This window comes from Ralstonia sp. RRA, assembly GCF_037023145.1.
GTDB lineage: Bacteria > Pseudomonadota > Gammaproteobacteria > Burkholderiales > Burkholderiaceae > Ralstonia.
Window position 1 is genome coordinate 364,352 of record NZ_CP146093.1, and the last position, 25,644, is coordinate 389,995.

At 60.4% G+C, this 25,644-nt stretch carries 24 protein-coding genes; 13 read left to right on the forward strand and 11 right to left on the reverse strand.

Annotated elements, in window-relative coordinates:
* Window positions 1–39 precede the first annotated feature (39 nt).
* The 3 genes from V6657_RS28775 to V6657_RS28785 are packed head-to-tail and all read right to left on the reverse strand — an operon-like array spanning window position 40 to window position 2,016.
* Window positions 40–312: a hypothetical protein gene (locus V6657_RS28775; RefSeq protein ID WP_024541899.1), complete on the reverse strand. Its 273-nt coding sequence runs from the start codon at window positions 310–312 to the stop codon at window positions 40–42.
* Window positions 299–1,081: a site-specific integrase gene (locus V6657_RS28780; RefSeq protein WP_024541900.1), complete on the reverse strand. Its 783-nt coding sequence runs from the start codon at window positions 1,079–1,081 to the stop codon at window positions 299–301. Before V6657_RS28780 ends, V6657_RS28775 begins: the two co-directional genes overlap by 14 nt.
* Complete coding sequence (locus V6657_RS28785; protein ID WP_004635320.1) at window positions 1,078–2,016, reverse strand: DNA-binding protein; 939 nt, start codon at window positions 2,014–2,016, stop codon at window positions 1,078–1,080. The genes V6657_RS28780 and V6657_RS28785 overlap by 4 nt, the downstream gene beginning before the upstream one ends.
* Before the next feature lie 598 nt (window positions 2,017–2,614).
* Between V6657_RS28785 and V6657_RS28790 the strand changes: the two genes are divergently transcribed.
* A complete protein-coding gene (locus tag V6657_RS28790) occupies window positions 2,615–2,791 on the forward strand; it encodes a hypothetical protein (protein WP_004635326.1) in 177 nt (58 codons plus the stop codon).
* An 87-nt stretch (window positions 2,792–2,878) separates the two neighbouring features.
* Here V6657_RS28790 and V6657_RS28795 read toward each other — a convergent pair whose 3' ends face one another.
* Both V6657_RS28795 and V6657_RS28800 read right to left on the reverse strand, forming a co-directional pair.
* The gene (locus V6657_RS28795) at window positions 2,879–3,286 is read right to left on the reverse strand and encodes a hypothetical protein (protein WP_004635327.1); all 408 of its coding nucleotides are present in this window, start codon (window positions 3,284–3,286) and stop codon (window positions 2,879–2,881) included.
* A gap of 107 nt (window positions 3,287–3,393) precedes the next feature.
* Complete coding sequence (locus V6657_RS28800) at window positions 3,394–3,852, reverse strand: MgtC/SapB family protein (RefSeq protein ID WP_004635330.1); 459 nt, start codon at window positions 3,850–3,852, stop codon at window positions 3,394–3,396.
* Window positions 3,853–4,101: 249 nt separating this feature from the next.
* On the opposite strand from V6657_RS28800, the gene czcN reads away from it, so the two are divergent.
* From czcN to czcE, 9 genes are all read left to right on the forward strand, one after another.
* A complete protein-coding gene (gene czcN / locus V6657_RS28805; RefSeq protein WP_020206397.1) occupies window positions 4,102–4,752 on the forward strand; it encodes a heavy metal efflux RND transporter CzcN in 651 nt (216 codons plus the stop codon).
* A gap of 314 nt (window positions 4,753–5,066) precedes the next feature.
* Complete coding sequence (gene czcI / locus V6657_RS28810) at window positions 5,067–5,414, forward strand: CDF family cobalt-zinc-cadmium transporter CzcI (RefSeq protein WP_137924345.1); 348 nt, start codon at window positions 5,067–5,069, stop codon at window positions 5,412–5,414.
* A gap of 75 nt (window positions 5,415–5,489) precedes the next feature.
* Window positions 5,490–6,746: a heavy metal efflux RND transporter CzcC gene (czcC, locus tag V6657_RS28815; protein WP_004635338.1), complete on the forward strand. Its 1,257-nt coding sequence runs from the start codon at window positions 5,490–5,492 to the stop codon at window positions 6,744–6,746.
* 17 nt (window positions 6,747–6,763) lie between these two features.
* Entirely contained in the window at window positions 6,764–8,326 is a 1,563-nt protein-coding gene (gene czcB, locus V6657_RS28820; RefSeq protein ID WP_004635340.1) for a heavy metal efflux RND transporter CzcB, read from the forward strand.
* Between the two features lie 16 nt (window positions 8,327–8,342).
* Window positions 8,343–11,534: a heavy metal efflux RND transporter CzcA gene (czcA, locus tag V6657_RS28825; RefSeq protein WP_004635342.1), complete on the forward strand. Its 3,192-nt coding sequence runs from the start codon at window positions 8,343–8,345 to the stop codon at window positions 11,532–11,534.
* 50 nt (window positions 11,535–11,584) lie between these two features.
* Entirely contained in the window at window positions 11,585–12,535 is a 951-nt protein-coding gene (locus tag V6657_RS28830) for a cation diffusion facilitator family transporter (protein ID WP_004635344.1), read from the forward strand.
* Window position 12,536: 1 nt separating this feature from the next.
* Window positions 12,537–13,214, forward strand: a complete 678-nt coding sequence (czcR, locus tag V6657_RS28835; protein ID WP_012435775.1) for a heavy metal homeostasis two-component system response regulator CzcR — start codon at window positions 12,537–12,539, stop codon at window positions 13,212–13,214.
* 4 nt (window positions 13,215–13,218) lie between these two features.
* A complete protein-coding gene (gene czcS / locus V6657_RS28840; RefSeq protein WP_011229349.1) occupies window positions 13,219–14,649 on the forward strand; it encodes a sensor histidine kinase CzcS in 1,431 nt (476 codons plus the stop codon).
* A gap of 108 nt (window positions 14,650–14,757) precedes the next feature.
* Complete coding sequence (gene czcE / locus V6657_RS28845) at window positions 14,758–15,159, forward strand: copper-binding periplasmic protein CzcE (protein WP_011514820.1); 402 nt, start codon at window positions 14,758–14,760, stop codon at window positions 15,157–15,159.
* Window positions 15,160–15,457: 298 nt separating this feature from the next.
* On the opposite strand, the gene V6657_RS28850 is transcribed toward czcE, so the two are convergent.
* Together V6657_RS28850 and V6657_RS28855 are read right to left on the reverse strand one after the other, a co-directional pair.
* A complete protein-coding gene (locus tag V6657_RS28850; protein ID WP_008646716.1) occupies window positions 15,458–15,736 on the reverse strand; it encodes a hypothetical protein in 279 nt (92 codons plus the stop codon).
* 182 nt (window positions 15,737–15,918) lie between these two features.
* Window positions 15,919–16,986, reverse strand: a complete 1,068-nt coding sequence (locus tag V6657_RS28855; RefSeq protein WP_011229350.1) for a porin — start codon at window positions 16,984–16,986, stop codon at window positions 15,919–15,921.
* Between the two features lie 296 nt (window positions 16,987–17,282).
* On the opposite strand from V6657_RS28855, the gene flgB reads away from it, so the two are divergent.
* Window positions 17,283–17,705: a flagellar basal body rod protein FlgB gene (gene flgB, locus V6657_RS28860; protein ID WP_008650726.1), complete on the forward strand. Its 423-nt coding sequence runs from the start codon at window positions 17,283–17,285 to the stop codon at window positions 17,703–17,705.
* Between the two features lie 499 nt (window positions 17,706–18,204).
* Complete coding sequence (locus V6657_RS28865; RefSeq protein ID WP_011514822.1) at window positions 18,205–20,694, forward strand: heavy metal translocating P-type ATPase; 2,490 nt, start codon at window positions 18,205–18,207, stop codon at window positions 20,692–20,694.
* 57 nt (window positions 20,695–20,751) lie between these two features.
* Here the strand turns inward: V6657_RS28865 and V6657_RS28870 are convergent, their stop codons facing one another.
* From V6657_RS28870 to V6657_RS28885, 4 genes are all read right to left on the reverse strand, one after another.
* Complete coding sequence (locus tag V6657_RS28870; protein WP_008650724.1) at window positions 20,752–21,054, reverse strand: zinc ribbon domain-containing protein; 303 nt, start codon at window positions 21,052–21,054, stop codon at window positions 20,752–20,754.
* 232 nt (window positions 21,055–21,286) lie between these two features.
* Complete coding sequence (locus tag V6657_RS28875) at window positions 21,287–22,408, reverse strand: glycosyltransferase family 2 protein (protein WP_008650723.1); 1,122 nt, start codon at window positions 22,406–22,408, stop codon at window positions 21,287–21,289.
* Entirely contained in the window at window positions 22,405–22,788 is a 384-nt protein-coding gene (locus V6657_RS28880; RefSeq protein WP_008650722.1) for a GtrA family protein, read from the reverse strand. Before V6657_RS28880 ends, V6657_RS28875 begins: the two co-directional genes overlap by 4 nt.
* A complete protein-coding gene (locus V6657_RS28885; protein ID WP_008650720.1) occupies window positions 22,785–24,392 on the reverse strand; it encodes a glycosyltransferase family 39 protein in 1,608 nt (535 codons plus the stop codon). Before V6657_RS28885 ends, V6657_RS28880 begins: the two co-directional genes overlap by 4 nt.
* Window positions 24,393–25,241: 849 nt before the next feature.
* On the opposite strand from V6657_RS28885, the gene V6657_RS28890 reads away from it, so the two are divergent.
* A complete protein-coding gene (locus tag V6657_RS28890; protein ID WP_049768032.1) occupies window positions 25,242–25,568 on the forward strand; it encodes a hypothetical protein in 327 nt (108 codons plus the stop codon).
* Window positions 25,569–25,644 lie beyond the last annotated feature (76 nt).

Genomic DNA, 25,644 nt, shown 5'->3' on the forward strand with positions numbered 1-25,644 from the left:
ATTCGAACGAAACCGTAAGAAATTGCACGAAAAGGACGACTACCCCCACGTGGCGAAGTGTTCGACCTCGGCAAGAGCCTTTTCCAGTTTGCCGGCGTCGACGTGCAGGCTGGGCTCCATCATCCAGACAGAGCCCATGTCCATTCCGTTCGCCTCCGCTTCGACGAGTAGCTCGCGCTCGCGATCGTCCAGGAAAAACAAACTGCGGTGCTTTGTGAGTTCAATCGGCGCGTGCGTCGGCCTGACACGCGTCAGGCTCCCTGGGTGCTGTGAGCGGTTCCGCGCCAGGATGACCTGCTCAAGCAGATCCAAGTCTGCGCCGCTGTCCAAGAACTTCACGCCCAGGTGCTCCGCGAAAACAGCCTCGTACCCTCGGAGCCATCCGTGTTTGAACACGCGTTTCCGCACATCTTGGTCGACGTTGATAGCCGAGCAACCGCTGGCGCGTGAGGTCCGAGAGCGGCCCAAGCTCGTGCGCGCCGCACCAGCGCATCAGGCGGCGCAGTTCGGCGCCATAGGCGCGCAACGTGTGGGGCGAGCGCCCGGTTCGGTCGCGCAGGAAGAGCGCCAGCGCCTGTGCATCGTCGGCGGCGCCGAGCGTGTTGGCCGCCGCGTGCGGCTGGGCGAAGCGGCCGGCGCGCGTGAGCCACGCGTGGTCAGCAGGGCCGTAAGCGGCCAGCCACGGGTTCGCCGCGACAGCTCCCCTCGCTTCCGCGGCGGTCGGCACCGTTGCTTCGCTCGCTAAGGCGGCGGTGGACCGGATGCGGCGCCGGTGCGTGTGCAGCAGCCGCGCGAGGACCGTCTCCGGGCGGGGCGCCAGATCCGCCGTCACCGTGCGCAGGCGCCCGCGCTCCCAGTATTCGACTGCCCCATCGTGCGCCAGCAGCAGCTTGAGCACGGTCGGCTGCGCGGCCTTGGCGTCGGCCAGCGAGCCATAGCGGCGCTTGACGCGCGCCAGCGTCCAGTGCGCGTAGACCGGGTGCCCGAGTGCCTCCGCCAGGTAGGCGAGGGCCGCCGCGACGGTGGCCGGCAGTGGGCGCGGCGGCACCGCGCCCGTATCGATCCAGTCGGCCGGCTTCATGACTGGGCGGTCCGCTTGGCGGCCGCCTTGCCCGTCGATCTGGGCACGCGCGTCTTGGCCGCTGGTGGCGCCGCGGCCAGGGTCGCACGCAGCAGCTCGTCGAGCTGGGCGCGCTGGCTGGCGGTGACGGCCTTGAGTGCGCTCGCCTCGCCCGCGGCGGTCTGGCGCGCGGCCCGCTCGCTGGCCAGGTCGGCGTCGAGTCGTGCGCGCTCGTCTTCCAGCGCGGCGATGCGCCGCTCGGCGAATTTGAGTTGGGAGGCCAGTTGCGCGCGCTCGGCCCGCACCGCGTCGCGCTGGTGCGCGGTTTCCTGCAGGAGCTGCTTCGACAGCGCCTCGTAGCGCGCCTGGGTGGTGGCGATCGCCTCGGTGTGGGTGCGCTCGCCCGCCGTGGCGCGCTCCTGGGCGGTCGCCAGCGCCGCCTCGAGCTCGCCCCGGCGTGCGGCTTGCTCATCGGCGCGCGCGCACGCCGCCGCCTGGGCGGCGCACGCTACGGCCAGCGCGGTGTCGCGCGCGGCGAGCTGGCCGCGCACCTCGCTCAGTTCGGCCCGCAGCAGCTCGACCCGCAGTTCGGCCTCGGCGCGGGCGGCCTCGGCGGTGTCGGCTGTGGCTTGCGCCTCGCGCTTCAGGCGCACCACGTCGTCGAGCTGCACCGCGACCGCGGCCTGCCACAGCGCGCGCATCGCTTCGGCGATCTCGACCGGAATCTCGGGCAGGGCGAGGTCGGCCAGGCCCGAGCGCACCACCTCGGCCTCGATCGCGTTGAGCGTACGCGACAGCGTTGCAGGGTCACCGCCGCCCAGGCGGTCACGCAGCTTGCGCACCGACACCACGCGGCGAAAGCGTGCGGCCGTGGGCGGCGCCGCGTCGCCGGCCTCGGTGAGCATGGCCAGCACGGTGGCGCGGATCTGGTCGGGGGTGGCGGCGAGGCGGGGCATGGCAGTTTCCGGAGGCGCATTTCAGCCTATCTTACGCACATACCTAACGTTAGAAAAGCCATTTATGTGTTGCTTGGGAAAACCAAAGACGGATAAATCTAGTTATCTTGCGGAAACAATGGCTTCCAGCCACAGGGCGCGCTTGGCCGCGCGGCGGGGGCGGTCAACGTTCCAAAACCAAGGGGAAAAGGACCAGTCAGCAAGTGACTGATTTGACTAGGGTTTTAGGGTGGGCATCACCCTGGAACCCGCATGGCTGCTACGGGTGGCTACCCCGGTAAATTGCGGCGAAATCAAGGGGACCCCTGATCCAGACATTCGTCTATTCGCTGGCCTGGCCGCATATCCAGTGGGCGGCGATGCTGGTGGTGCGGCTGCGCCCGGGTGCGGGTAACTAGTCGCTGGACGAACTGTAGGGGGCGAGCACTAACCGTCTCGCGCGGCGGCTTGCGAACCATAGGTCGGCCCGCGGCCGGAAAAATGCTTGACCTTCCCTGCCGTGGGAACGTCCATATTAACCATGGGGGACAGAAGCCCCTGCGGCGTGGCAGGACCAAGTCGGCAGAGAGCATCGGATTTTCCGCCGGAGGTTAGTCAAATGGGCGTTCCGGGGCGCACGTTGTATGAAGAGGTCTTTGCGGTGTTCGAAAGGGCATGCCAGGAAAGCGATTTCGAGCTGGCCGAGGACCTCCTGCTCGCCCTAGAAGCGATGGATCGCCGGCAGGAAGCTCATCGGCAACTCGACCGCGCCTACCTGCTGCTAGCCGATCTCTGAGAACGGGAGTCCCCCGACTTTGGTTTCTACCTGCTTGCCATCGGCTGGCCAATGCCCCTGGGGACAGCAGTGGTCCTCTTCCATGCCTTAGCGTGCAATATTTTCCGTTTTCTGAAGTGACCCCTTCTTTACGGAGTCCCGCGTATACCAGTCGTTCTTCTCGACAACCGGCTCTTTGCGATAGTGCCGCATGACCCGAAGAAAGCACTCGAGAGGCTGTTCTTCTTTCGTAACCATCGGGCCTAACGTCGTCGGAGACAATTGCACGTTCCGGCTAATTCGAGAAACATCGTCTATTTTGCAGAAAGCGGCCGCTAACCGATCGAGCGGGGGAGTATCCGAAGGTCTTGCGAGCGCCGAGGCAATTTCTTCCATGTGCGCCGGGCTGCAAGGAAACTCATGTCGATCGGACAGTGCGCTCACTTTGGCTTGCAGAGCCGGGTTCGTGCCCTCGTGAAGGTACGCAAACAGGTTGTAATCCAGGTAAATTCTCATGCGATGGAGTTTGCGTATTGTTAAGCGCGCTCATACGTTTGGGAAATGCTGGCCGAACCTGAAGTTGGCGCATTCGCGCTGCACGTGGCTTGGGAGCAGTGGGAGTCTTACTTCTTCGACATTTGAAGGATTCTGAGCACGATGAGTGCGAAGGCAGTCGCGACGATGGCCGTCACCGCATGGCCCATGCCGGCGGCCACGCCGATCGCGGCAGCAATCCAGATGCTCGCGGCAGTTGTGAGCCCCCTGACGTGTGTCTCATTGTCCGGCTTCAGGATCGCCCCTGCACAAAGGAATCCGATGCCTGACGTGAGACCCTGAAGCACGCGGCTCATGTCGGCAAGCTGCACGCCCGCCTGGAGGGGAACCACGACAAAAACGCATGCCCCCAGCGCGACGAGCATGTGAGTGCGCACGCCTGCGGATTTTCCCGAGCTCTCCCGCTCGTACCCCAGCAAGCCCCCCAAAACGATAGAGACGGTCATTCGAACGACGGCACGTACTGCCTCGGCAGCATTAGCGAGATCGGAGAATTCCGAGCTCAATGTGCGGATGATGTCGTTCATTGCGGAGCGTCTCTGGGTGTGTCCTGAAAATGGCCAAGACAGTCTATGTCGCAGAAGATGACTGTCAGATTGCCGAGCTATGACACAACCGGATTCGCTGGCCCGGGGGCAAGATTAACAACGTATTACATTTCGGCAATAAAGCCTGACAACGGAAGGGCAACCTTAGAATGCCGGCCATTAGTGCTCGTTTTCGCGCCAGTGTGTCCACTCGAAGTGCGCGACATTCTCCTCCAGCCCCCGAACCGCATGACCGATTCTTCAATCTCCCCGTCCCAACCCGCTGGTCTCTCGAGGGCGCTGGACAATTTCCTGACACGCCACCGCATCGGCGTTTGGCGTGTTGTCGTAACGTTTGTCCTGGCAAGTCTGGTCTTTGGCCATTCTCGCTGGGACGGTACCTGGGTGTCGCCGCTGCTGCTGACGCTGGGGATGTTGGGGGTGAGCCTGGCCACGGTCGGGCGGCTCTGGTGCGCGTTGTACATTTCCGGGCGCAAGAACAATACCTTGGTGACCTCGGGTCCATATTCACTGTGTCGCCATCCGCTCTATGTCTGCAACTTGCTAGGCATTATCGGACTAGGGGCGATGACCGAGTCGCTGGCGGTTACCGCAGTCCTGGCGCTCGCATTTGCGCTGATGTACCCGGCTGTCATCCGGACGGAAGACCGCTTTCTGGCTTCCGCCTTCCCGGAATTCGCCGAATACGCACGCCGTACACCAGCGTTCTTTCCCCGTCTGTCGCTGTATAGGGGGGAGTCGACATGGACGGTCCATGTGTCTTCCTTTCAACGCAATATTGCGGACTCGGTCTGGTTTCTCGGCCTGTCGGTGGTCGTGGAGTCGTTTGATTTGTTCCATGACGCCGGCGTCCTCCGGGCGGTCGTGACGCTTGCCTGATGCGGGCAACTCCGCATACACGTACAGCCATGCACTACGCTCACGTCTCCGATTCTGTTGTCGAGAGCATGCTCGTGATGCTGGTCGGCCTGATCGTCCTGTATGTGGGGTTCGCTGTCTATTTGCGGTGGAAGCATGGGCCCGCCCCCAAGCGTAAGACTGATGAGGGGCGAAAGCGGCACCCCAAAACGAGCAGGCGAAAGCGATAATCGTAATCTGCTCTTAATGCTGGTGATCGAGGATTCATGTAAACTTCGGCGACGGCCCAGCCGTTAGTACTTCAACCCCAAGCCCCCCGCACAGTCTCCCAAGGAATGCGACGTTTCGTTCTGATCTTCGTGCTGCTCATTTTGCCGTTCCAGTTTTCCTGGGCGGCAGCGGCACGCTATTGTCAGCACGAGAAAGCCACGGCCACTTGGCACCTTGGGCACCACGAGCATCGTCATCAGCAGCCGGAAGGTAAAACGGATGCCGAGAAAAAGCCATTCGTGGATACAGACTGCGGGGTATGCCATCTGGTCTCCCTCCCGTTCGTCTATGGACAGACGCAGGACGTGTTGATAGCGAATCGGGTAGAAGTGACCGATACTCAACATGCGTCCGAGTTCTCGTCTCTGAATGCCAGGGCTCCCGACCGTCCTCAGTGGCAGCGTCTCGCTTGATCGGCGAGACGACGACTCTTTTTCTCCTTTCGTCTCTCGCCGAATTCTCCTGGTCACATACCTTGGTGCAATTCGATGCGAAGACTATTTCTGCCGCTCGGGCTGGCGGTAGCATTTCTCAGCCCAAACTTTGCCGTAGCGCAATCTGACACCGGCACGTCCATGGTGCCCGTCTTCCCAAGGGAAGCGGCGGGACCGTTGACCCTCGAGGCCGCGTTGTCGCTGGCGGCAGGAAGCAATTTCAACCTGTCCGCCGCCGCCAAGGAACTCGATTCCACAGAAGGTGGGATCATGCAGGCCCGGGTTATTCCGAACCCGGAACTCCAGACGCTGGTCGAGGACACGCGGAAATCCACCCGTACATCCACCGCCCAGATGAATATCCCCATCGAACTGGGCGGCAAGCGCTCGGCTCGTATCAATGCCGCGGAAAGGACGCGCGAACTGGCGCAGGCAACGCTGGCTGGCGTTCGCGGTGACATTCGGGCGCAGGTAATCGAGAGCTTTTTTTCCGTCTTGATCGCACAGGAACGCGTCAAGCTGGCAACTGGCTCCGCGGATATCGCTGCGAGGGGCGCGCAAGCCGCTTCACGCCGCGTCGCGGCCGGCAAGATCTCCCCGGTTGACGAAACTAAGGCACGTGTCGAACAGGCCAACGCCGAACTTGAATTGGCCGAAGCAACGGCGAGCCTGCAGTCCGCCCGTCAGGCGTTGACGGCGTTGTGGGGCAATGCATCGCCGCAGTTTACCGAAGCACAGGGCAATCTGGACGCGCTGCCATCCAGGCCGGCGCCTGAACTCCTTCTGAAGGAGCTGGAAAACTCACCGCTGGTGGCCGCAAGCCGCGCTGAACTTGACCGCCGCCAGGCATTGGTGGGCGTTGAGCGCAGCCGCCAGTATCCGGATCTGACAGTCAGTCTGGGTGCCAAGCGAGATACAGAAGCCAACCGCAACATGGCGGTGATCGGTGTGGCGATCCCGTTGCCGATTTTTGACCGGAATCAGGGCAACTTGTATTCGGCCATTCGCCAGGCGGACAAGGCCCAGGATGAATATCTGGCCAATCGCATCAGCCTGACCCGAAATCTCCTGATGGCATCGAACCAGCTGTCGGTATCGCGCGCCTCGGCACAAACGCTGAAGCAGACCGTCTTGCCAGGCGCCGAGCAAGCCTTCAACGCGGCGACCATTGGCTTCGAGGCCGGCAAGTTCAATTATCTGGACGTCCTGGATGCCCAGCGCACGCTGTTCCAGGCACGCATCCGCTATCTCGGCGTGCTTGGACAAACCTATCAGGCGGCGACCACGATCGATCGCATTCTGGGACGTTAAGACGGGATTCATAAAACATGGCTATTTCGAACAAACAAAAGGCTGCCATTGCGGCCATCGTACTGGTGGGCGGCGTCGCGACTGGTGGCGTTCTGCTGAGCGGGCGCTCTGCGCCGGAAGAGCAGGGTGGGCACTCGGAATCCAAGGGGCATGGCGACACCGAGCACCATGGCAAGCAGGCGGCGGAAGCCGACCACAAGGATGACAAGTCACACGGCGACGGCGAGCATCACGAGGTCAAGAAGGGCCCCAATGGTGGCGCGCTCTTTTCGCGTGATGGCTATGACGTCGAAATTGGCACGGCCGAATCCAAGGGCGAGGCCCGTATTCGGCTCTGGGTTAGCAAGTCTGGGAAGGCGGTGGCAAATGGCGTGGCAGCGACAGGCCAGCTCGTGCGGGCTACGGGCGAGTCTCAAGCGCTCAAGTTCGTGGTGTCTGGCGACGCGCTGGAAAGCCAACAGCCAGTTGCCGAGCCCCATGTCTTTGACGTGACCGCAAATGTGACCTTGCCCGGTTCGTCTTCGCCACTCGCCGTGCGGCTCTCGAAAGAGGAAGGCAAGATTGAGTTGACAGCGGACCAGCTGGCCAAGACAGGGGTAGTGGTTCAAACCGCGGGCTCGGCAAAGGTCCAGGCTGGCGTCCAGTTCCCCGGCGAAATCCGTTTCAACGAAGACAAGACAGCCCACGTGGTGCCGCGACTGGCTGGCGTCGTAGAGAGCGTTCCGGCCAATATTGGGCAACAGGTTAAGAAGGGACAGGTTCTCGCGGTCATCGCGAGCACCGGACTTTCTGACCAGCGCAGCGAACTGCTCGCAGCACAGAAACGTCTGGATCTGGCGCGTGTCACTTATGACCGCGAGAAGAAGCTCTGGGAACAGAAGATCTCTGCGGAGCAAGATTATCTGAGCGCCCGCAACGCGCTGCAGGAAGCGCAGATCAGTGTCCAGAACGCGCAGCAGAAGCTGACCGCCATTGGCGCCAGCAACAGCTCGACGGCACTCAATCGCTACGAGCTGCGCGCACCGTTCGACGGCATGATCGTTGAAAAGCATATCTCGCTTGGGGAAGCGGTGGCGGACAACGCCAACGTGTTCACGCTGTCGGATCTGTCGTCCGTCTGGGCCGAGTTCGTGGTGTCTGCCAAGGATGTCGAGCGGGTGCGCATCGGCGAAAAGGCGTCGATCAATTCGGCATCGTCCGATGTGAAGGCAGATGGCACCGTTTCATACGTGGGTTCGCTGCTGGGCGAGCAGACGCGGACGGCGAAGGCCCGCGTAACATTGACCAATCCACAGATGGCTTGGCGACCGGGTCTCTTCGTCACGGTCGACGTATTCGGTGCTGATGTCGAGGTGCCCGTTGCGGTGAAGACCGAGGCCGTCCAGGACGTCAATGGCGAGAGCGTAGTCTTTGTCGCGGTTCAAGGTGGATTCGTGCCGCAGCCGGTGAAGGTCGGCCGGACAAACGGCAAGGTCATCGAGATTGTCGAGGGCCTGAAGCCGGGCGCACGTTACGCCGCCGCCAACAGTTTTGTTCTGAAGGCCGAACTTGGCAAATCCAGCGCCGAACACGGCCATTGATACGGGGGAAACAGCAATGTTTGAACGTATCATTAGTTTCGCCATCCAGCAGCGATGGCTGGTCCTGCTCGCCGTGTTTGGAATGGCCGGGTTAGGGATTTTCAGCTACAACCGACTACCGATCGACGCGGTCCCTGACATTACCAACGTTCAGGTTCAGGTCAATACCTCGGCACCAGGCTATTCACCGCTCGAAACCGAACAGCGTGTTACGTATCCGATCGAGGTCGTGATGGCCGGCCTGCCGGGACTCGAACAGACGCGTTCCCTGTCCCGCTATGGCTTGTCGCAGGTGACGGTCATCTTCAAGGATGGCACGGACGTCTATTTCGCGCGCCAACTCGTCAACCAGCGCATCCAGGAAGCCAAGGACAATCTGCCTGAAGGCGTTGTGCCGGCGATGGGGCCTATTTCGACCGGCCTCGGGGAGATCTATCTATGGACCGTTGAAGCCGAAGAGGGTGCTCGCAAAGCTGACGGGACTGCCTATACGCCGACAGATTTGCGCGAAATCCAGGATTGGGTGGTACGGCCGCAACTGCGTAACGTGCCCGGTGTCACCGAGATCAATACTATCGGTGGTTTCAACAAGCAGTACCTGGTCGCGCCGAGTCTTGAACGGCTAGCGTCGTACGGGCTGACGCTGACCGACGTCGTCAATGCGCTGAACAAGAACAACGACAACGTGGGTGCGGGCTACATCGAGCGTAGGGGCGAGCAGTATCTGGTTCGTGCGCCGGGTCAGGTTGCGTCCGAAGACGACATCCGCAACATTATTGTCGGTACAGCGCAGGGGCAGCCGATCCGCATTCGCGACATCGGGGATGTGGAGATTGGCAAGGAACTGCGTACCGGTGCGGCAACCGAGAATGGCAAGGAAGTTGTGCTGGGCACGGTATTCATGCTCATCGGCGAAAACAGCCGGGCTGTGTCAAAAGCGGTCGATGAAAAGGTCGCTTCCATTAACCGTACGATGCCGGAAGGTGTGAAGATCGTAACGGTATACGACCGGACACGTCTGGTCGACAAGGCCATTGCGACCGTCAAGAAGAACCTTCTTGAAGGCGCGGTGCTCGTCATCGTAATTCTGTTCCTTTTCCTGGGTAACATCCGCGCGGCGCTGATTACCGCGACGATCATTCCGCTGGCGATGTTGTTCACCTTCACGGGGATGGTGAACTACAAGATCAGTGCGAACCTGATGAGCTTGGGCGCGCTCGACTTCGGCATCATCATCGATGGCGCGGTGGTGATTGTCGAAAACTGTGTGAGGCGACTGGCGCATGCGCAGGAACACCATGGCCGGCCATTGACGCGCTCCGAGCGGTTCCATGAGGTGTTTGCCGCAGCGAAGGAGGCGCGTCGCCCACTGATCTTCGGTCAGCTCATCATTATGATCGTCTACCTGCCGATCTTTGCGCTGACGGGGGTGGAAGGCAAGATGTTCCACCCGATGGCGTTCACGGTCGTCCTGGCGCTGCTGGGCGCGATGATTCTGTCCGTGACGTTCGTTCCGGCTGCGGTCGCCTTGTTCATCGGCGAACGGGTGGCCGAGAAAGAAAATCGTCTCATGCTCTGGGCGAAGCGTCGCTACGAGCCGCTGCTGGAAAAGTCGCTCGCGAACACGGCCGTTGTATTGACGTTTGCCGCGGTGTCAATTGTTCTGTGCGTGGCCATTGCGGCCCGCCTGGGCAGCGAGTTCATCCCCAATCTGAACGAAGGCGACATTGCCATCCAGGCGCTGCGCATTCCTGGCACGAGCCTGTCGCAGTCCGTGGAGATGCAGAAGACGATCGAGACGACCCTCAAGGCAAAATTCCCCGAAATCGAGCGCGTGTTTGCGCGGACAGGTACGGCGGAGATTGCATCCGATCCGATGCCGCCGAATATTTCGGATGGCTACATCATGCTCAAGCCTGAGAAGGATTGGCCAGAGCCGAAGAAAACACATGCCGAACTGCTGTCCGCCATCCAGGAGGAAGCCGGCAAGATCCCCGGGAACAACTACGAGTTCTCCCAACCGATCCAGCTGCGGTTCAACGAGCTGATCTCCGGGGTCCGCTCGGACGTCGCAGTCAAGATCTTCGGCGATGACAACAACGTGCTCAGCGAGACGGCGAAGAAGGTATCGGCCGTGCTGCAGGGCATCCCCGGCGCGCAGGAGGTGAAGGTAGAACAGACCACCGGCTTGCCGATGCTGACGGTCAAGATCGATCGGGAGAAGGCGGCGCGATACGGGCTTAACATGAGCGACGTGCAAGACGCGGTGGCAACGGGCGTCGGAGGCCGTGATTCCGGAACCTTCTTCCAGGGCGATCGTCGTTTCGATATCGTGGTCCGCCTGCCCGAAGCTGTGCGCGGCGAGGTCGAGGCTCTGCGCCGATTGCCGATTCCGTTGCCAAAAGGAGTGGACGCGAGAACGACGTTTATCCCATTGAGCGAGGTGGCGACGCTGGAAATGGCGCCCGGCCCGAACCAGATCTCGCGCGAGAACGGCAAGCGCCGCATCGTGATCAGTGCCAACGTTCGTGGACGTGATATTGGTTCATTCGTGCCCGAGGCGGAAGCGGCTATCCAAAGCCAGGTCAAGATCCCGGCTGGCTACTGGATGACATGGGGTGGCACCTTTGAGCAACTGCAGTCCGCCACCACCCGCCTGCAGGTGGTAGTGCCGGTGGCGCTGTTGCTGGTCTTCGTACTGTTGTTTGCGATGTTCAACAACATCAAGGATGGCTTGCTAGTCTTCACGGGCATTCCCTTTGCGCTGACTGGCGGGATTCTTGCCCTGTGGATACGCGGCATTCCGATGTCCATTACTGCAGCGGTGGGCTTCATCGCGCTGTGCGGGGTGGCGGTGCTCAATGGTCTGGTGATGCTGTCGTTTATCCGATCGCTGCGCGAAGAAGGGCATTCCCTCGACAGCGCGGTCCGAGTTGGCGCCCTGACGCGACTGCGTCCGGTGCTGATGACGGCCCTGGTGGCATCCCTGGGTTTCGTGCCGATGGCCATCGCCACCGGTACGGGCGCTGAGGTGCAACGTCCCCTCGCAACGGTGGTAATCGGTGGCATCTTGTCGTCCACGGCGCTGACCCTACTGGTGTTGCCGGTGCTCTATCGACTTGCTCACCGCAAGGATGAGGACGCGGAAGATACTCGCGAGCCAGTCACTCAGACGCATCAACCGGATCAAGGCCGCCAGCCTGCATGACGTAAATCCTTGGGCGGTCATCGTACCGCCCAATTTTTATAGGAGTTTCTATGGGCGCAGGTCACTCACACGACCATCCCGGTGGCAACGAGCGATCGCTCAAGATCGCCCTTGCGCTGACCGGTACGTTCCTGATTGCCGAAGTGGTCGGTGGTGTCATGACGAAGAGCCTGGCGTTGATCTCCGACGCCGCGCACATGCTCACGGACACCGTCGCACTGGCCATCGCACTGGCTGCTATTGCGATCGCCAAGCGACCCGCGGACAAGAAGCGGACATTTGGCTACTACCGTTTTGAGATTCTTGCCGCGGCCTTTAACGCATTGCTGCTGTTCGGTGTGGCTATCTACATCCTGTACGAAGCCTACCTGCGGCTGAAATCGCCACCTCAGATTGAGTCAACCGGCATGTTCGTCGTGGCTGTGCTGGGCCTGATCATCAATCTCATCAGCATGCGCATGCTGTCCTCCGGGCAAAGCAGCAGCCTGAACGTGAAGGGTGCTTATCTGGAAGTCTGGAGCGATCTGCTCGGGTCGGTTGGCGTCATCGCCGGTGCGATCATCATCCGCTTCACGGGCTGGGCGTGGGTCGACTCCGCCATTGCGGTGCTGATCGGCCTCTGGGTACTGCCTCGCACGTGGATCCTGCTGAAGTCGAGCCTGAATGTGCTGCTCGAAGGCGTACCCGATGACGTGGATCTGGCAGAGGTTGAGAAGCAAATTCTGGCGACGCCCGGGGTAAAAAGCTTCCATGACCTCCACATCTGGGCACTTACCAGCGGCAAGGCGAGCTTGACGGTTCATGTCGTGAATGACACGGCCGTCAACCCGGAAATGGAAGTGCTACCGGAATTGAAGCAGATGCTGGCTGACAAATTCGATATCACGCACGTGACCATTCAGTTCGAACTGGCACCATGCGAACAAGCGGATGCAGCTCAGCATTTCAATGCATCGCCAGCACTGGTCGGATCGAAGTCGCTTGCTGCAGGAGGAAACTAAGGTGCGGGTACTTGTTGTAGAAGACGAACCGCGTACTGCGGAGTATTTGCAGAAGGGATTGTCGGAGTCGGGTTTCGTGGTCGACATCGCGAACAATGGTGGCGATGGGCTCCACATGGCGGAAGAGACCGACTACGACGTCATCATCCTGGACGTCATGCTGCCAGGTATGGACGGGTGGACGGTCATCAAGTCCATTCGATCCAAGTCCGAGACACCCGTACTGTTTCTGACGGCGCTGGATGATGTGGCGGATCGTGTCAGAGGCTTCGAGTTGGGGGCAGACGATTACCTGGTCAAGCCCTTCGCCTTTGCCGAGCTCCTTGCCCGTATCCGGCGTTGCTTGCGCCAAAGCACCTCGAAGGAGTCCGAGCGATTGCGCATTGCCGATCTGGACATCGACGTGCTTGGAAGGCGGGTATTCCGGGGAACTACCCGCATTGAATTGACGAATCAGGAGTTCTCGATGTTGCACCTGCTCATGCGCCGGAGAGGGGAGGTGCTGTCGCGAACCACGATCGCGTCCCAGGTCTGGGACGTCAACTTCGACACGGATACCAATGTCGTTGACGTCGCGATCCGGCGCCTGAGATCCAAGGTGGATGATCCCTTCGATCAAAAGCTGATCCATACCGTACGGGGAATGGGCTATGTCCTCGACCCAGAGCGCGGCCGGTGACGGAATGAGGCCCGGGACTTCGATAACCCCGCTGTCACTGACGAGGCGGCTTGGGCTCTTCTTTGCATTGGTACTGTCTATCGCGCTGGCCAGCATGGGCGCCTTTGCTTACTACTCGCTCGCCGCGCAACTCGAGGCCAGAGACGATGAGGTTGTAAAGGGAAAACTCGAACAGGTCGAGCATTTCTTGCGCGAGGTGGACGGGGTGCAGGGCGTCCCGGCGGCGCAGCATCGCTTCGATGATCTGGTGCGAGGTTACTCGGACCTCATCGTTCGCGTCACGGCGCTGGATGGCCGGCTTTTGTTTCGCACGGGCAACGATGCATTGCTGGAAGGCACTGACCAAGCGGCGGTCACGGGAAAGTCATCGCTCATGTTCCAGTCCGCCGATGCGGTGTTGGGGCGAGACGGTACGCGGGCGACGGTGTTCGTGGCGAAGTCTGGCGAGGACAGGAAGCAGGTGACTGCGCGATTCCGGACGACGCTCGTGCTTGGTACCACCGTCGGTGTGATATTGACGGCCCTGGTGGGGGCGGCCATTACGCGCCGTGAGCTGGAGCCGGCGCACGTACTTATCAAGCAGATCAACCGGATCAGTGTGGAACGGCTGAGCTACCGGGTGGACATGCCACCCAAGCCCACCGAAGTGCGTGATATCGCCTCTGCGTTCAATGCGATGCTGCAACGCCTCGAGGATGGTTATCAGAAGCTGTCGCGGTTCTCCGCCGATCTTGCCCATGATTTGCGCACGCCGCTTAACAACCTCATTGGACATGCCGAGGTCGCCTTGTCACGAGACCGCACCGGGCCCGAGTATGTCGCCTTGGTGGAGGAAAGCCTGGTCGAATACCAGCGACTTGCGAGGATGATCGATGCGATGTTGTTCCTCGCGCGAGCTGACAGTGCCAATGTGGCGCTCGAGTTGACGGAACTCCAGTTGAATGCAGAACTTCGCAAGTTGTCCGCCTACTTTTCGGTGCTTGCAGAGGAGCGAAGCGTCGTAATCAGGGTAAGCGGGGATGCCACCCTGGTCGCTGATGCCATTCTGTTCCAGCGTGCGATCAACAATGTTCTGTCAAATGCGGTCCGTCATGCGTGGCCGAATTCGATGATAGATCTGGTGGTGCGCCGCGAAGCGGCACATTGTTGCATCGACATCACGAACGTTGGAGACCCAATCCCGGAGCGGGAACTTTCCCTCATCTTTGATCGGTTCTTCCGTGGGGATAGGGCGAGATCCAACTCGTCACAGTCCACGGGGCTGGGCCTGGCCATCGTCCTGTCGATCATGGAGCTCCATGGCGGCGACGCGTCAGCCGTGAGCGGCTTGGATGGGAAGACACGCTTTACATTGCGCTTCCCGCTCAACGGTGCTGAAGCCTCAGCGCGGGTTTCGGTGGGTAGGCCGAGTCAGGACCGACCAGTCGTTGGGTAGAGTGGTGCAATGAGCCCGATTGCCTATTTGTAATCGCCGGGCAAGGCTGCAGCATGCGTACAATTTATACACTCGTTTTCATAGATCAACGAAGTCTCTAGAAAGGAGATGACTATGAAAACGAAGAAACACGCCTTGCTGTTTGCGGCGTTGCTGTTGGGTGGGATGTCGGCTTCGTATGCTTTGGAAATGACCGGGTTGAAACCGGGCGTGCCTGCGTCGACGGCGACGGCGCAGGCGATGGCGAAGCGTCACGCGACCTTGTATGGCGATCCAGCCGGCCAATCTCAGGCCAGTCGCATTATCGACGTGAAGCCAGGGATGCGGTATGTCAACGTGGACTCTGGCGAGACGGTGGCGTTTCGGGCCGGCGAGAAGATCGTCGCATGGACCTTCGCCCAGATGGTCAGGGATACGAGTGTGGACCTTGGCTTGTTGATGCCGGATCTGCCGGGTAGCGCTGGCGTGCGCGTCTATATTGATAGAAGCGACCTCTTCACAGGTGGCTGAACGTTGCTGAACCGGTGAACTACAGGCCCCGCACAATGCGGGGCCTTTTTCATCGTCATTGGCGTCGGTTCTGCCGCTTAGCAATACACGAGGCGATGGGAAGTTGTAGCACGCGCCACCGCATCATGAACGGCACCGGATTGACGCCGATGGAGGGAAAAAAAGCTTGCCCTCCGGGGAGGGCAAGCTTCGGAAGCTTTCGCCATCGGGATAAAGCGAAAGAGCACCAAGAGCCAAGCAACTGACGGGTGCCTGGCTCCCCCACAGAGGTCGGTCTGAGTTTCAGGGACGGCTTGCGTCAAATTCCGCGTGCGCCATCGGTGAACACATCACGCGGCCCAATACGCGAGCCGTCGGTAAATACGTCACGCTGGCCGAGGCGTGCGCCGTCGGTGAACACGTCGCGCTTGTCGATGCGTGCACCGCCGGCGTAAATGTCGTTGACTGCGGCGCGTCCGCCGTCGGTGTAGGGGTCGCGGGGACGGTGGATCTGGCCATCAGGGGTAGCAGCGATGGCGGAGCCGGCGGCAGCAATCGTGAGGGCAGCAGCAATCAGGGCAGTGTGAATCGTCTTCATGGAATCTCTCCGGAGTCAATGTTTGTGAGTCTCTAATCGCTCACCGTGTTCACAGTCTAGCTACCGGACCTGCTCCACTGAATTACCCGCGTATTACGATCCTGTCATAAAAAAATGCCTCCCGGTTGGGAGGCACAAACTCTCTTGAATTAACAAGAAAGTGTCGATTCTTTTGAGCTCGCTCAGAACTTGTGGCGTACGCCTACGACGACGCCGGTCTGATCCTTGCCAGGGACAACGTTGGTCGGGCTGCCGGTCGTCGAGTTGTAGCCGTTCATGCCCAGCTGCGAGTTGCCGCGGTTCAGTGCATAACCGACGTTCATATACACATCGGTACGCTTCGAGAAAGCGTAATCTGCCGAGGCAACGAACAGGAACGGGTCTGCGCCAGAATTGCGGCTGTCCGTGTAGTAGGCGGCGCCGGTCAGCGTCAGTGCGGGCGTCAGGCCATAGCGCAGGCCGGCCCAGTAAATGTTAGAACCGTTCGTCGGCAGCGCACCGACATTGCCGTTGTACCAGCGATAACCAATAAATGCCTTAGCCGGTCCGAAAGCGTAGCTCGCGCCAATTAGAGCGCGGCGGTCCTTGCGGTCGGCCGTGGCGACGGTGCTGCCCTGGATCTCGTCGTACACCGCGCCGACAGCGAGGGCGCCGGTTTCATACATGAGCGATACGCCCATGTTTCGATCGACCTTGTAGTTCCCCGGCACTTCGCCGCCGCCGGTGCGGCTAAAGCTGTAGAGGCCGGTGACCGTCAGGCCACTGAAGATGCCACGGTACTTGATAGCATTGTCAGCGCGACCCGCCAAGACGTCATCCATCTTGAAGAGCGAGTAGCGCGGCGCGAAGCCCATCGGGTCGAGTTGCAGCGTGGTGTCATACATTGGTGTCGTTTGACGACCCAACGTCAGTTGACCATATTTGCTACCCAATCCTACGAAGGCACTACGATCAAAAAGACGGGTGCTGTTGTTCTGTGCGCCGGTGTCGAACGAAATGCCGCTTTCCAATTCGAAGATGGCTTTCAGACCGCCGCCAAGGTCTTCGACGCCACGCAGGCCCCAACGCGACGTCGACATGTTGCCGGAGGTCATGCGAACCTGGTTCGAGCCACCGGGCGAAGCCGATGGGACGTTGCTCAGATACTCGATACCCGCGTCGGCCACACCATACAGCGTGACGCTCGATTGAGCGAATGCGGTTGTAGCGAACAGACCGAGGGATGCGACGGCAATGCGACTAATCTTCATGGATTCTCCTCATTAAGACCCGAAATTAATTTGGTGGGGGCGAGTATAGAAATCTGCAGATGACGGTCAGATTGCGAAGTAATTACGTGGGGTCACTTCGTCGCGTGATGACGACAAGGTGGAACGTACCGGGGTTATGTGGATTGACATGGCTTTCGCGCGGACGCGTCAACCTGTGTGCGCGCGAACATTGCGGGCCGGTAATGGGAAACTCACGAAAAGAGGTCGCTTCTCTCGAAGCAAGATCGACTGCCTTTGCAATACGCTGCGGGTTCCGATCTAGTTGGAGAGTAAGGATGGACACGCCATACGTCGCAAAATGGGCGCGTAGCGAAGACAGCGTTCATGAGCAAGCGCTGCGACTTCGCACACGGAGGTTCGAGCTGCTGTCTGCAAATATTGCAAATGCGGATACGCCGAACTACAAGGCGCGCGATATCGACTTCAGCGCCGAGTTGGATAGGGTGATGGGCAGTGGCCAGAATTTTGCGGGCATGACCATGACTTCGCCGCGACACATCGAGGCAAGCAAGCCCGCGCTGGAAGAGGATCTGATGTATCGCGTCCCCCTGCAGTCGAGTATGGACGGCAACACCGTGGAGATGGACGTCGAGCGTGTGGCGTTTGCAGAGAACGCGCTGCGGATGCGGTTCTCCATTCAAAAGACTGCCGACGAGTACAAGGACATGCTCAAGCTCTACCAGGACATGCGGCCCTAGCGGGGAAACCGCGACTACTGGCAGGGCGGCTTGGGTGCGGCGACAGCGCTGGACGCGTCTCTGGAAGACGGCTCCGGTGTGCTCGCTGCGGATTCCTGCTTCGACGGATGTTTGGCTGTGCGATGTCGCGGGTTGGCCGCCCAGGCAACCCGTTGGTCGCGGGAGGCGTATCCCGTGTCTGAATGTCCAATGGCGAGGGTGTGCCACTGGGTCGGCTTCTCGCTGAGTCGATCACCGGTCGCAGGAGCCGGCAAAGCGTAGGCCAGCAAGGCAGAGCATGCGACGGCGCTAATCATCTGTATGGTTCCTGGACGGATGACATGAGGATCCTGTCATCCGCAAGATAGTACGCTCAGATTGCGGGCACATTACCAACGCATTACGGCGGGGCATTGGGGCGCTGACTCGTTGAGCTTTGTTGTTGCAATGCGGGGCACACTAGTTGCTAATAGTGTGCAACGGCGTGAATGCCGATTCAGACTGACTGGAGCCCGCGACAATGACCGAAAAGCTGCGCCTGGACATTCCTGTCTTGCTTCCTGGCCTTCCCGATTCCTCTGATCCCTGTGTAGAACGGTTGCTGTCCGAACTGAGAGGGAAAGAGGGCGTCGAGGCGGCGCATATAAAAACTGCAAATGTTGATAGCGATTCACAGATATGTGTCCACTACGATCCCGCAGCGATTTCCCTTGCCCGCATCCGGGAGCTGGTGACAAGCACGGGTGCGGTGATTTCGTCGCGGTTTGGTCATGTGCTTTGGCAATTGAAGGGCGTCTGGCACGAACGACGAGCGCGAACCGTAGCTAGCCAACTGCGGGCCTTGCCCGGCGTCATCGAGGCCGAAGTCAGCGCCTCCGGCATAGCGCGCGTCGAATTCGACAACGATCGGATCTCCGCGGCAGGGATCGAGCAGGCCCTGTCAAAACGCGGGCTCGCGCCGGTTGAGATCGGTGCCCGGAAGAGCGGTCATGCAGACCATGAACACCGCGAAGGCGTCAAGGATCATGCACATGGGGAAGGCGAGGGGCATGAGGCCCACGCACACGGCAGCGTGTTTGGCCCGAATACTGAGCTAATCTTCTCCCTGATCTGTGGGGCCTTGCTTGGTCTCGGATTTGCCGTTGGTAAGCTGTTCGGCAGCCTGCCAGCATGGATTCCGGTTGCCTTCTTTGTCGGCGCGTATTTTTTTGGTGGTTTCTATACCGTTCGGGAAGCGATAGAGAACCTCCGGCTAAAGAAGTTCGAAATCGACACACTGATGCTGGTAGCCGCCGCAGGGGCGGCGGCGTTAGGCGCTTGGGCGGAAGGCGCGCTACTTCTCTTTTTGTTCAGTCTCGGCCACGGGCTCGAACACTACGCCATGGGGCGCGCCAAGCGGGCGATCGAAGCGTTGGCGGCGCTCGCACCGGCTACAGCAAGTGTGCGGCGTGAAGGCGAGGTACGAGAGGTCCCCGTCGAGGAATTGCAGGTGGGGGATGTGGTGGTGGTTCGGCCGAACGAACGCCTCCCCGCCGATGGTTTTCTGGTAAAGGGGGCTTCCGCAGTCAATCAAGCGCCGGTTACTGGCGAAAGCATCCCGGTCGACAAGCAGCCCGTGGATGACGCCGCCGCAGCCAGGAGGAAGCCCGATGCCGTAGGGGCCGTGTCCCGCGTGTTCGCCGGAACCATCAATGGCGCCGGCGCCATTGAAGTGGAAGTGACGCGCCTTTCCACGGACAGCGCCCTGGCGAAAGTCGTCAAGATGGTCAACGAGGCCGAAGCGCAAAAGTCACCGAGCCAGCGGTTCACTGAGAAGTTCGAACGGATCTTTGTTCCTGCAGTGCTTGTGCTGGCGGTATTGCTGCTGTTTGCAGGGCTAGTGATCAATGAGCCGTTCAGTGCGACCTTCTACCGCGCCATGGCGGTGCTGGTTGCCGCCAGCCCATGCGCGCTCGCCATCGCGACACCGAGCGCGGTGCTGTCGGGGGTAGCGCGCGCCGCTAGAGGGGGTGTACTGATCAAGGGCGGGGCGCCGCTCGAAAACCTGGGTTCACTGAAAGCCATTGCATTCGATAAGACGGGGACGCTGACGGAGGGGCGCCCCCGTATTACCGATGTGATGGTCGCCGAAGGAGTAGCTGAAGCGGAATTGTTGAGCGTAGCGGTCGCCGTGGAGTCGCTCAGCGACCACCCGTTGGCTGCGGCCATTGCCCGCGATGGCCGCAAGCGCCTGGAAGGCAGTTCCATCCCGGAAGCGTCTCATCTCCAAAGCTTGACCGGACGCGGGGTCACGGCGACGTTGTGCGGTAAGACCGTCTGGATTGGCAAGCCTGACATGTTCGGCGCCGACGGGATTGCACCGCTTAGCGAATCGATGGCGAGCGCAGTGCAGACGCTGCGCAGCACTGGCCGCACGACAATGATCGTCAGGCAGGGAGATCGGGACCTCGGCGCCATTGGGCTGATGGACACGCCGCGCGCCTCGGCGCGCGCTGCCCTCGAGGCACTGCGCAGGCTGGGTATCACACGCATGATCATGATCTCCGGCGATCACCAGCGCGCAGCCGAAGCCGTCGCCAAGGACGTAGGTATCGATGAAGCCTGGGGCGATCTGATGCCTGAGGACAAGGTCAAAGCCATCCAGACGTTGCGCGCGGAAGCCAAAGTGGCCATGGTCGGCGACGGCGTCAACGACGCGCCGGCAATGGCCAACGCCACGGTGGGCATCGCAATGGGTGCGGCAGGTTCAGATGTGGCACTGGAAACGGCGGATGTTGCGCTGATGGCCGACGACCTCCAACACCTGCCTTTTGTGGTCGGTTTAAGCCGACATACGCGGGCCATCATCCTTCAGAACGTGTATATCAGCCTCGGCGTCGTGGCGTTCCTTCTGCCAGCCACGATCCTCGGCCTCGGTATCGGGCCCGCCGTGGCCATGCATGAGGGGTCGACGCTGATCGTCGTGTTCAATGCGCTTCGACTGCTAGCCTATCGCGACAAATCCCCATGACGGGCCCCGGCCGCAATGATGGCGATGCCAGATGCGGCGGCAGCTATGGCCGCCGACTCATTTGGCGGCATTGCCGCAACTTCCACAGAACTTTGCGTCGCGTGGGAGTAAGGTGCCGCATCGACTGCACGGCGCCGGAGCCAGTGAACTGCCGCATTGCTGGCAGAAGCGCGCGCCCTGGGCGCTCACCGTGCCGCAGTTGGGGCAGTGGACGCCGGCGGGGCTTTGTGGTGGCAAAGGATTCCCATAGCCGTAGCTGCCGCCACCATCATGATGACCTCCTCGACGACCGTGCTCACTTCCGCCGCCGTGATGACCGCCGCTGTGACGGCCCATGAGCCTTTCCAAGAAACCCATCATTCCTCCTAAGTGGATGGATCGTCGCTGCGGCCCCGTGGTGTCGGGTGCTGCGACGACTTGCGCTGCTACGCGTCAGCCAATGCCTGTAGTAAATAGTCTGTAGTGACTACAGGGTCAATGGTCGGTGGATGCGAAGAACGGAATAAGTTGAATACGAGGCTCTTTCTTTCGAAAACGTCATGATCCCGATAGTTGCTGGCCATGTCGTGAGAGCGCATGGAAGGCGGGCTGTCTATCGGCTTGGCGCAAGGGTTTCCGTGAGGATGGCATCCCGCTGAGGAGCCTCGGGGAGGCCAGGAGCTTTGCCTTCCGGGCATCCGGGTGCGTGAAAGATTGCTGCAGGCGGGGTGCCACCCCGTGTCGCTGCGGCCACCTGCCCCGGCTCAGCGGTGGGGGTGCCGGGGCCGATCGGCGCCGTATAGCTTGCCACCAGATACACCGGCCGCCGCTTGACTTCATTGAACAGACGCCCAACATATTCCCCGAGCACGCCTAGGAAAACCAGTTGCAGGCCGCCCAGCAGAAGCAGGGCGGTCATCATGGATGGGTAGCCGTGTACGGGGTCGCCGTAGAGCAGCGTCTTGCCAACGATGAAGGCGGCCATGCCAAAGGCGGGAACGGCAACAAGCAGGCCGATCGAGGTTGCAAACTTGAGCGGCACGGTGGAAAAGGCAGTGATGCCATCCACGGCAAAACGCAACAGCTTGCGGTAGTTGAACTTGGTCGTCCCGGATGCCCGCGCGTCACGCCGATACAAGACGGCCGTCTGCCGGAATCCTATCCAGGCATACAGCCCCTTCATGAAGCGGTGCTGCTCCCGGAGTTGTCCGAGTGCGGCAACGGCACGACGGCTCATGACGCGGAAGTCGCCGGTGTCGGCCGGAATCTCCGTATCGCTGAGCTTGCCCATCAGGCGGTAAAACCAGTGCGCGGTGAACTTCTTGAGGAACGATTCGCCATCCCGGGAAGTGCGCGTGGCGTACACCACGTCGAACCCCTCGCGCCATTTCTCGATCAACGACGGAATCAGTTCGGGCGGATCCTGCAGATCGGCGTCGATGATCACAACGGCGTCGCCGCTTGCCACGTCGAGGCCCGCCGTTAGCGCGGCTTCCTTGCCGAAGTTGCGACTCAGCTCGACAATGCCGACGCGCGCTTCGGCCGCCTTGAGATTGTGTGCAACCGCCAGTGATCGATCGCGGCTGCCATCGTCCACGTAGATAATCTCGTAGTCCGATGCCAATCCATCCATCACGCGGAGAAGCCGAAAGTGAAACTGTGGCAGGACAGCTTCTTCATTGAAGAGCGGTACGACGACCGAGATCTTCTCTGGCAGCAGGCTGGCGGCATTCATCGCATCGCTCCATTCATGAACGTCCAATTTGCATGGAGTACGTAGTTGACCAACATGACGAAAATTGTCGAGAGGATTTGAGCAACCAGGTAGTGAAGCCCCAATGCTAGTCCAGCCCACATCAGAAGTGAGTTAAGAAAGAACGCCAGCGCGGAAACGAGAATGAACCGTCCGAAAGTGGCGCGTTGTGGTCGGACTGGTGTGAACACCCATCGGCTGCTGATGCAGTAGTGCGTCAGAAGGCCTGCAACACTGCCGGCGGCAGACGCCGGTAGCGCTGCAACCCCGAAACCGACCAGCGTGATCAGTGTTGCGTAGTGTGTAGCGGTTGCCGTCGCCCCCGCGCCCAGAAACCGTACAAATCGTGATGGGATGTTCATGGTTTTTGCACCAGAACGTTGACGCCATGTCGTCCGATCACAGTTGTGTTGCCGCCGAGCAGCGGTCTCAGTCGATGAAACGTCTCGTGCCGCATGACCGCGAGCTTGTGACCAGGGGTCAGCCATCGCTGCGCAAAAGCTTCTTCATTAGCAATCCACTTGTCGGGCTCGACCGAGAAGCCGAGATCCAGCTCGGATCTGGCCCCGACAATGATCGGTTCTCGTTCGGCGTAAAACGCCAGACCTCGGTCAATCTGGCCCACGTTGAACAGTTGTGTGTTGTCGCGGGACGCCGCCTTGGCTTCCAAGCCAAGTGGTTTGATGGAGAGGGACCCAAACGCCCGAGACGCCATCAAGCCAGCCTGAAGGCTGGCCAGCGTCGCCAGCGAAGCGACGGCAACCGCGCAGAGCCTGTGGCCGCGCAGGGCGATCCCAAAGGCCAGGAAGCCACCGATGACCAGAATGCCCATCGTGATGGCGCCCCAGGTATGCAATGAGGCCGGATTGCTGATATTGAGCTTCAGTACCGCATTCGACATTGTCGGATGCCATAGCAGCACGGCGATGGCAACGCCGAGCACAGGCATGGCAAGAAAGCTTGCCGCCAGTGTGGGGCGGGCTGCAGTCATGGATCTGTACGCGAGCAAGACGGCCACCGGTGGTAAGGCGGGCAGGATATAGAGCGGCAGCTTCGAGCGCGAAATCGAAAAGAAGGCAATGACAACGACTACCCACAGCGACAGAAACAGTCGTGCGTCGAAGCCAGGCGTTGCCTGTGCGCTGCGAGAGCGGAGTGCGATAGCACGGGGAATCAAGCCCATGAACGGCAGGACGCCTGCCGCACCAACGGCCAGGAAGAACCAGAATGGCTTGTCCCGCTCGTGAACCGAGGACGAGAATCTCGCGAAGTGTTCGTGGATGAAGAAGTAATTCAGAAATTCGGGGTTGCGCTGGGACACCACGACAAACCAAGGCATGGTGATGGCCACCGCAAGCAGGCTCCAGCGCCAGAATCTCGCGCTAAAAAATGCGGAAAATTGTCGAGTGACCGCCCCGTATAGCAGCAGCGTGATTCCTGGCAGTACCAGGGCAATCAGGCCTTTGGCAAGAAATGCCAGACCGACCAACAACCAGATCAGGGGGTATAAGCGAGGTTCCCGATTCTGGTAGGCCACGGCGAAAACGAGAGCGGCACTGCCGAGCAGTGCGCCGACACCAATGTCTGTTGTTGTCAGATTCGAGCCGAGAATCCAGAGGGGAGCGCCGATGAGCACCAGCGCTGAGGCGAGGCCTATGCGCGTGTCATAGAGCGATCGCGCCGCCCACCATGCGGCGAGTGCGCCCAGCAGTCCCACAAGCGCACTCCAGATCCTTGCTGTCCACTCGGACGGCCCGAAGAGCGTATAGGCGCTGGCGGTCGCCCAATACTGCAGGGGCGGCTTGTCGAAGAACTTGATGCCGTTCAACCGCGGCGTGACCCAATCGCCGGAGACGAACATCTCGCGCGGAACCTCGGCGTAACGACCCTCGTCGGGTTCATAGAGGGGACGCACGGATAGCGTGGACATCCAGAGGACCACCGTGAGTGCGATGGTCAAAGCCATGAAAATCTGTCGCTTCAAGAGACTGCCCGTCCAGGTGTGCGGTGGCCACTGCTACCGCGCTTGGTCAAATGCTCTCAGGGCGCAACGACATAGATGCCGGATGTGGTTCGTCGCCGTCGTGATGTTGGATCATGGAGCAGTTCACGCGGCGCCGCTTGACGCCCCACGAGCCGAGGATGCGATTCACGCGGGAGTCCGAAGGATGGCGACTTGGCCAGCAGAGAGCGAACAGCGGGATTCTAGGGCGCTCACCTGTCGGGGGGGTTACGAGATGATGACGGCGCAGTCCGCCGTCGAGTGCTTTGCGGCAGAAGAAGTTGCCTGACGAAGCGTCAGCGTTAGCTCATGGTAACCCAAGTGCTTCGGAGAACGGGCGTCGGGTTCGATGCGTTGGTGCGTAACCATTCGGCAATGTCGCCGCAATGTTCTGCATAGTAAACTTGACGCCCCGCAGTTGTCAGCGGGCCTCATCACCCTTAGTGCTCAAGCCTAGGAAGTCGCTTTCCATCAGATGTTCTTAGGCGCAGCCTCTTTCGAAGGTGCTTGTCTTTCGCGCTGCGCTTAGATCCGGGGTGTTCGTTGTCAACCCCAAAAAGTCGCAAGGACTTCGCTGCTATGCGGTCGAGACTGACGGCACTTCTGATGGCAATCTCGACCTATCAGGCGTGGGATTTCTACCACCTTGCAACGCGAACACCGGACGCTCATGTCGTCGCCGACGCAGTCGCGTAGGTAGTGGGCGGCCTCGCGATCCTTTGGTTCGTGATTCGAAAACGGTGTCGTCGTGTCAGCCCAAACCGACCTGTTTCTGAGGCGCTACCTGGCGCAGCCAAGGTACGAGGGCAGGTGATGGCGGAACGAAACGAGGTGGCAATTCAGGCGACGCGGCAGTTGTTGCAGTCGATGCTGCTGCAGTTCGAGCGCTGGAAATATACGCCATCGGAAACGGAAGTGGCGATGCTTCTCATAAAAGGGTTGACCCTTGAAGAGTGCGCTCACTCGCTAGCGTGGCATGATGTGACGGTGCGGACAATTGCCGCGGGCGTATTCGCCAAGGCGAACCTCAGCAATCGCCATCAATTTGCCGCCTACTTTTTCGGTGATCTGTTGGTTGAGCCGATCGAGCCTGCACCTCGATCAAAAACCGGTGAGTGTAGGCACGACGCCGGCATGTAAGTTGTCGCGCTTGACCTTCAAGCAAAGACCGGAACGGTAAAAATCCGATTATTGGTATCTGTGCCACAGTACGGTG

Bases quoted from the DNA above. Each gene is read 5' to 3' on its own strand.
- V6657_RS28780 (WP_024541900.1), bottom strand. From the start codon at position 1,081: ATGAAGCCGGCCGACTGGATCGATACGGGCGCGGTGCCGCCGCGCCCA.
- V6657_RS28785 (WP_004635320.1), bottom strand. From the start codon at position 2,016: ATGCCCCGCCTCGCCGCCACCCCCGACCAGATCCGCGCCACCGTGCTG.
- V6657_RS28790 (WP_004635326.1), top strand. From the start codon at position 2,615: ATGGGCGTTCCGGGGCGCACGTTGTATGAAGAGGTCTTTGCGGTGTTC.
- V6657_RS28795 (WP_004635327.1), bottom strand. From the start codon at position 3,286: ATGAGAATTTACCTGGATTACAACCTGTTTGCGTACCTTCACGAGGGC.
- V6657_RS28800 (WP_004635330.1), bottom strand. From the start codon at position 3,852: ATGAACGACATCATCCGCACATTGAGCTCGGAATTCTCCGATCTCGCT.
- czcN (WP_020206397.1), top strand. From the start codon at position 4,102: ATGACCGATTCTTCAATCTCCCCGTCCCAACCCGCTGGTCTCTCGAGG.
- czcI (WP_137924345.1), top strand. From the start codon at position 5,067: ATGCGACGTTTCGTTCTGATCTTCGTGCTGCTCATTTTGCCGTTCCAG.
- czcC (WP_004635338.1), top strand. From the start codon at position 5,490: ATGCGAAGACTATTTCTGCCGCTCGGGCTGGCGGTAGCATTTCTCAGC.
- czcB (WP_004635340.1), top strand. From the start codon at position 6,764: ATGGCTATTTCGAACAAACAAAAGGCTGCCATTGCGGCCATCGTACTG.
- czcA (WP_004635342.1), top strand. From the start codon at position 8,343: ATGTTTGAACGTATCATTAGTTTCGCCATCCAGCAGCGATGGCTGGTC.
- V6657_RS28830 (WP_004635344.1), top strand. From the start codon at position 11,585: ATGGGCGCAGGTCACTCACACGACCATCCCGGTGGCAACGAGCGATCG.
- czcS (WP_011229349.1), top strand. From the start codon at position 13,219: ATGAGGCCCGGGACTTCGATAACCCCGCTGTCACTGACGAGGCGGCTT.
- czcE (WP_011514820.1), top strand. From the start codon at position 14,758: ATGACTATGAAAACGAAGAAACACGCCTTGCTGTTTGCGGCGTTGCTG.
- V6657_RS28850 (WP_008646716.1), bottom strand. From the start codon at position 15,736: ATGAAGACGATTCACACTGCCCTGATTGCTGCTGCCCTCACGATTGCT.
- V6657_RS28855 (WP_011229350.1), bottom strand. From the start codon at position 16,986: ATGAAGATTAGTCGCATTGCCGTCGCATCCCTCGGTCTGTTCGCTACA.
- flgB (WP_008650726.1), top strand. From the start codon at position 17,283: ATGGACACGCCATACGTCGCAAAATGGGCGCGTAGCGAAGACAGCGTT.
- V6657_RS28865 (WP_011514822.1), top strand. From the start codon at position 18,205: ATGACCGAAAAGCTGCGCCTGGACATTCCTGTCTTGCTTCCTGGCCTT.
- V6657_RS28870 (WP_008650724.1), bottom strand. From the start codon at position 21,054: ATGATGGGTTTCTTGGAAAGGCTCATGGGCCGTCACAGCGGCGGTCAT.
- V6657_RS28875 (WP_008650723.1), bottom strand. From the start codon at position 22,408: ATGAATGCCGCCAGCCTGCTGCCAGAGAAGATCTCGGTCGTCGTACCG.
- V6657_RS28880 (WP_008650722.1), bottom strand. From the start codon at position 22,788: ATGAACATCCCATCACGATTTGTACGGTTTCTGGGCGCGGGGGCGACG.
- V6657_RS28885 (WP_008650720.1), bottom strand. From the start codon at position 24,392: ATGGCTTTGACCATCGCACTCACGGTGGTCCTCTGGATGTCCACGCTA.
- V6657_RS28890 (WP_049768032.1), top strand. From the start codon at position 25,242: ATGGCGGAACGAAACGAGGTGGCAATTCAGGCGACGCGGCAGTTGTTG.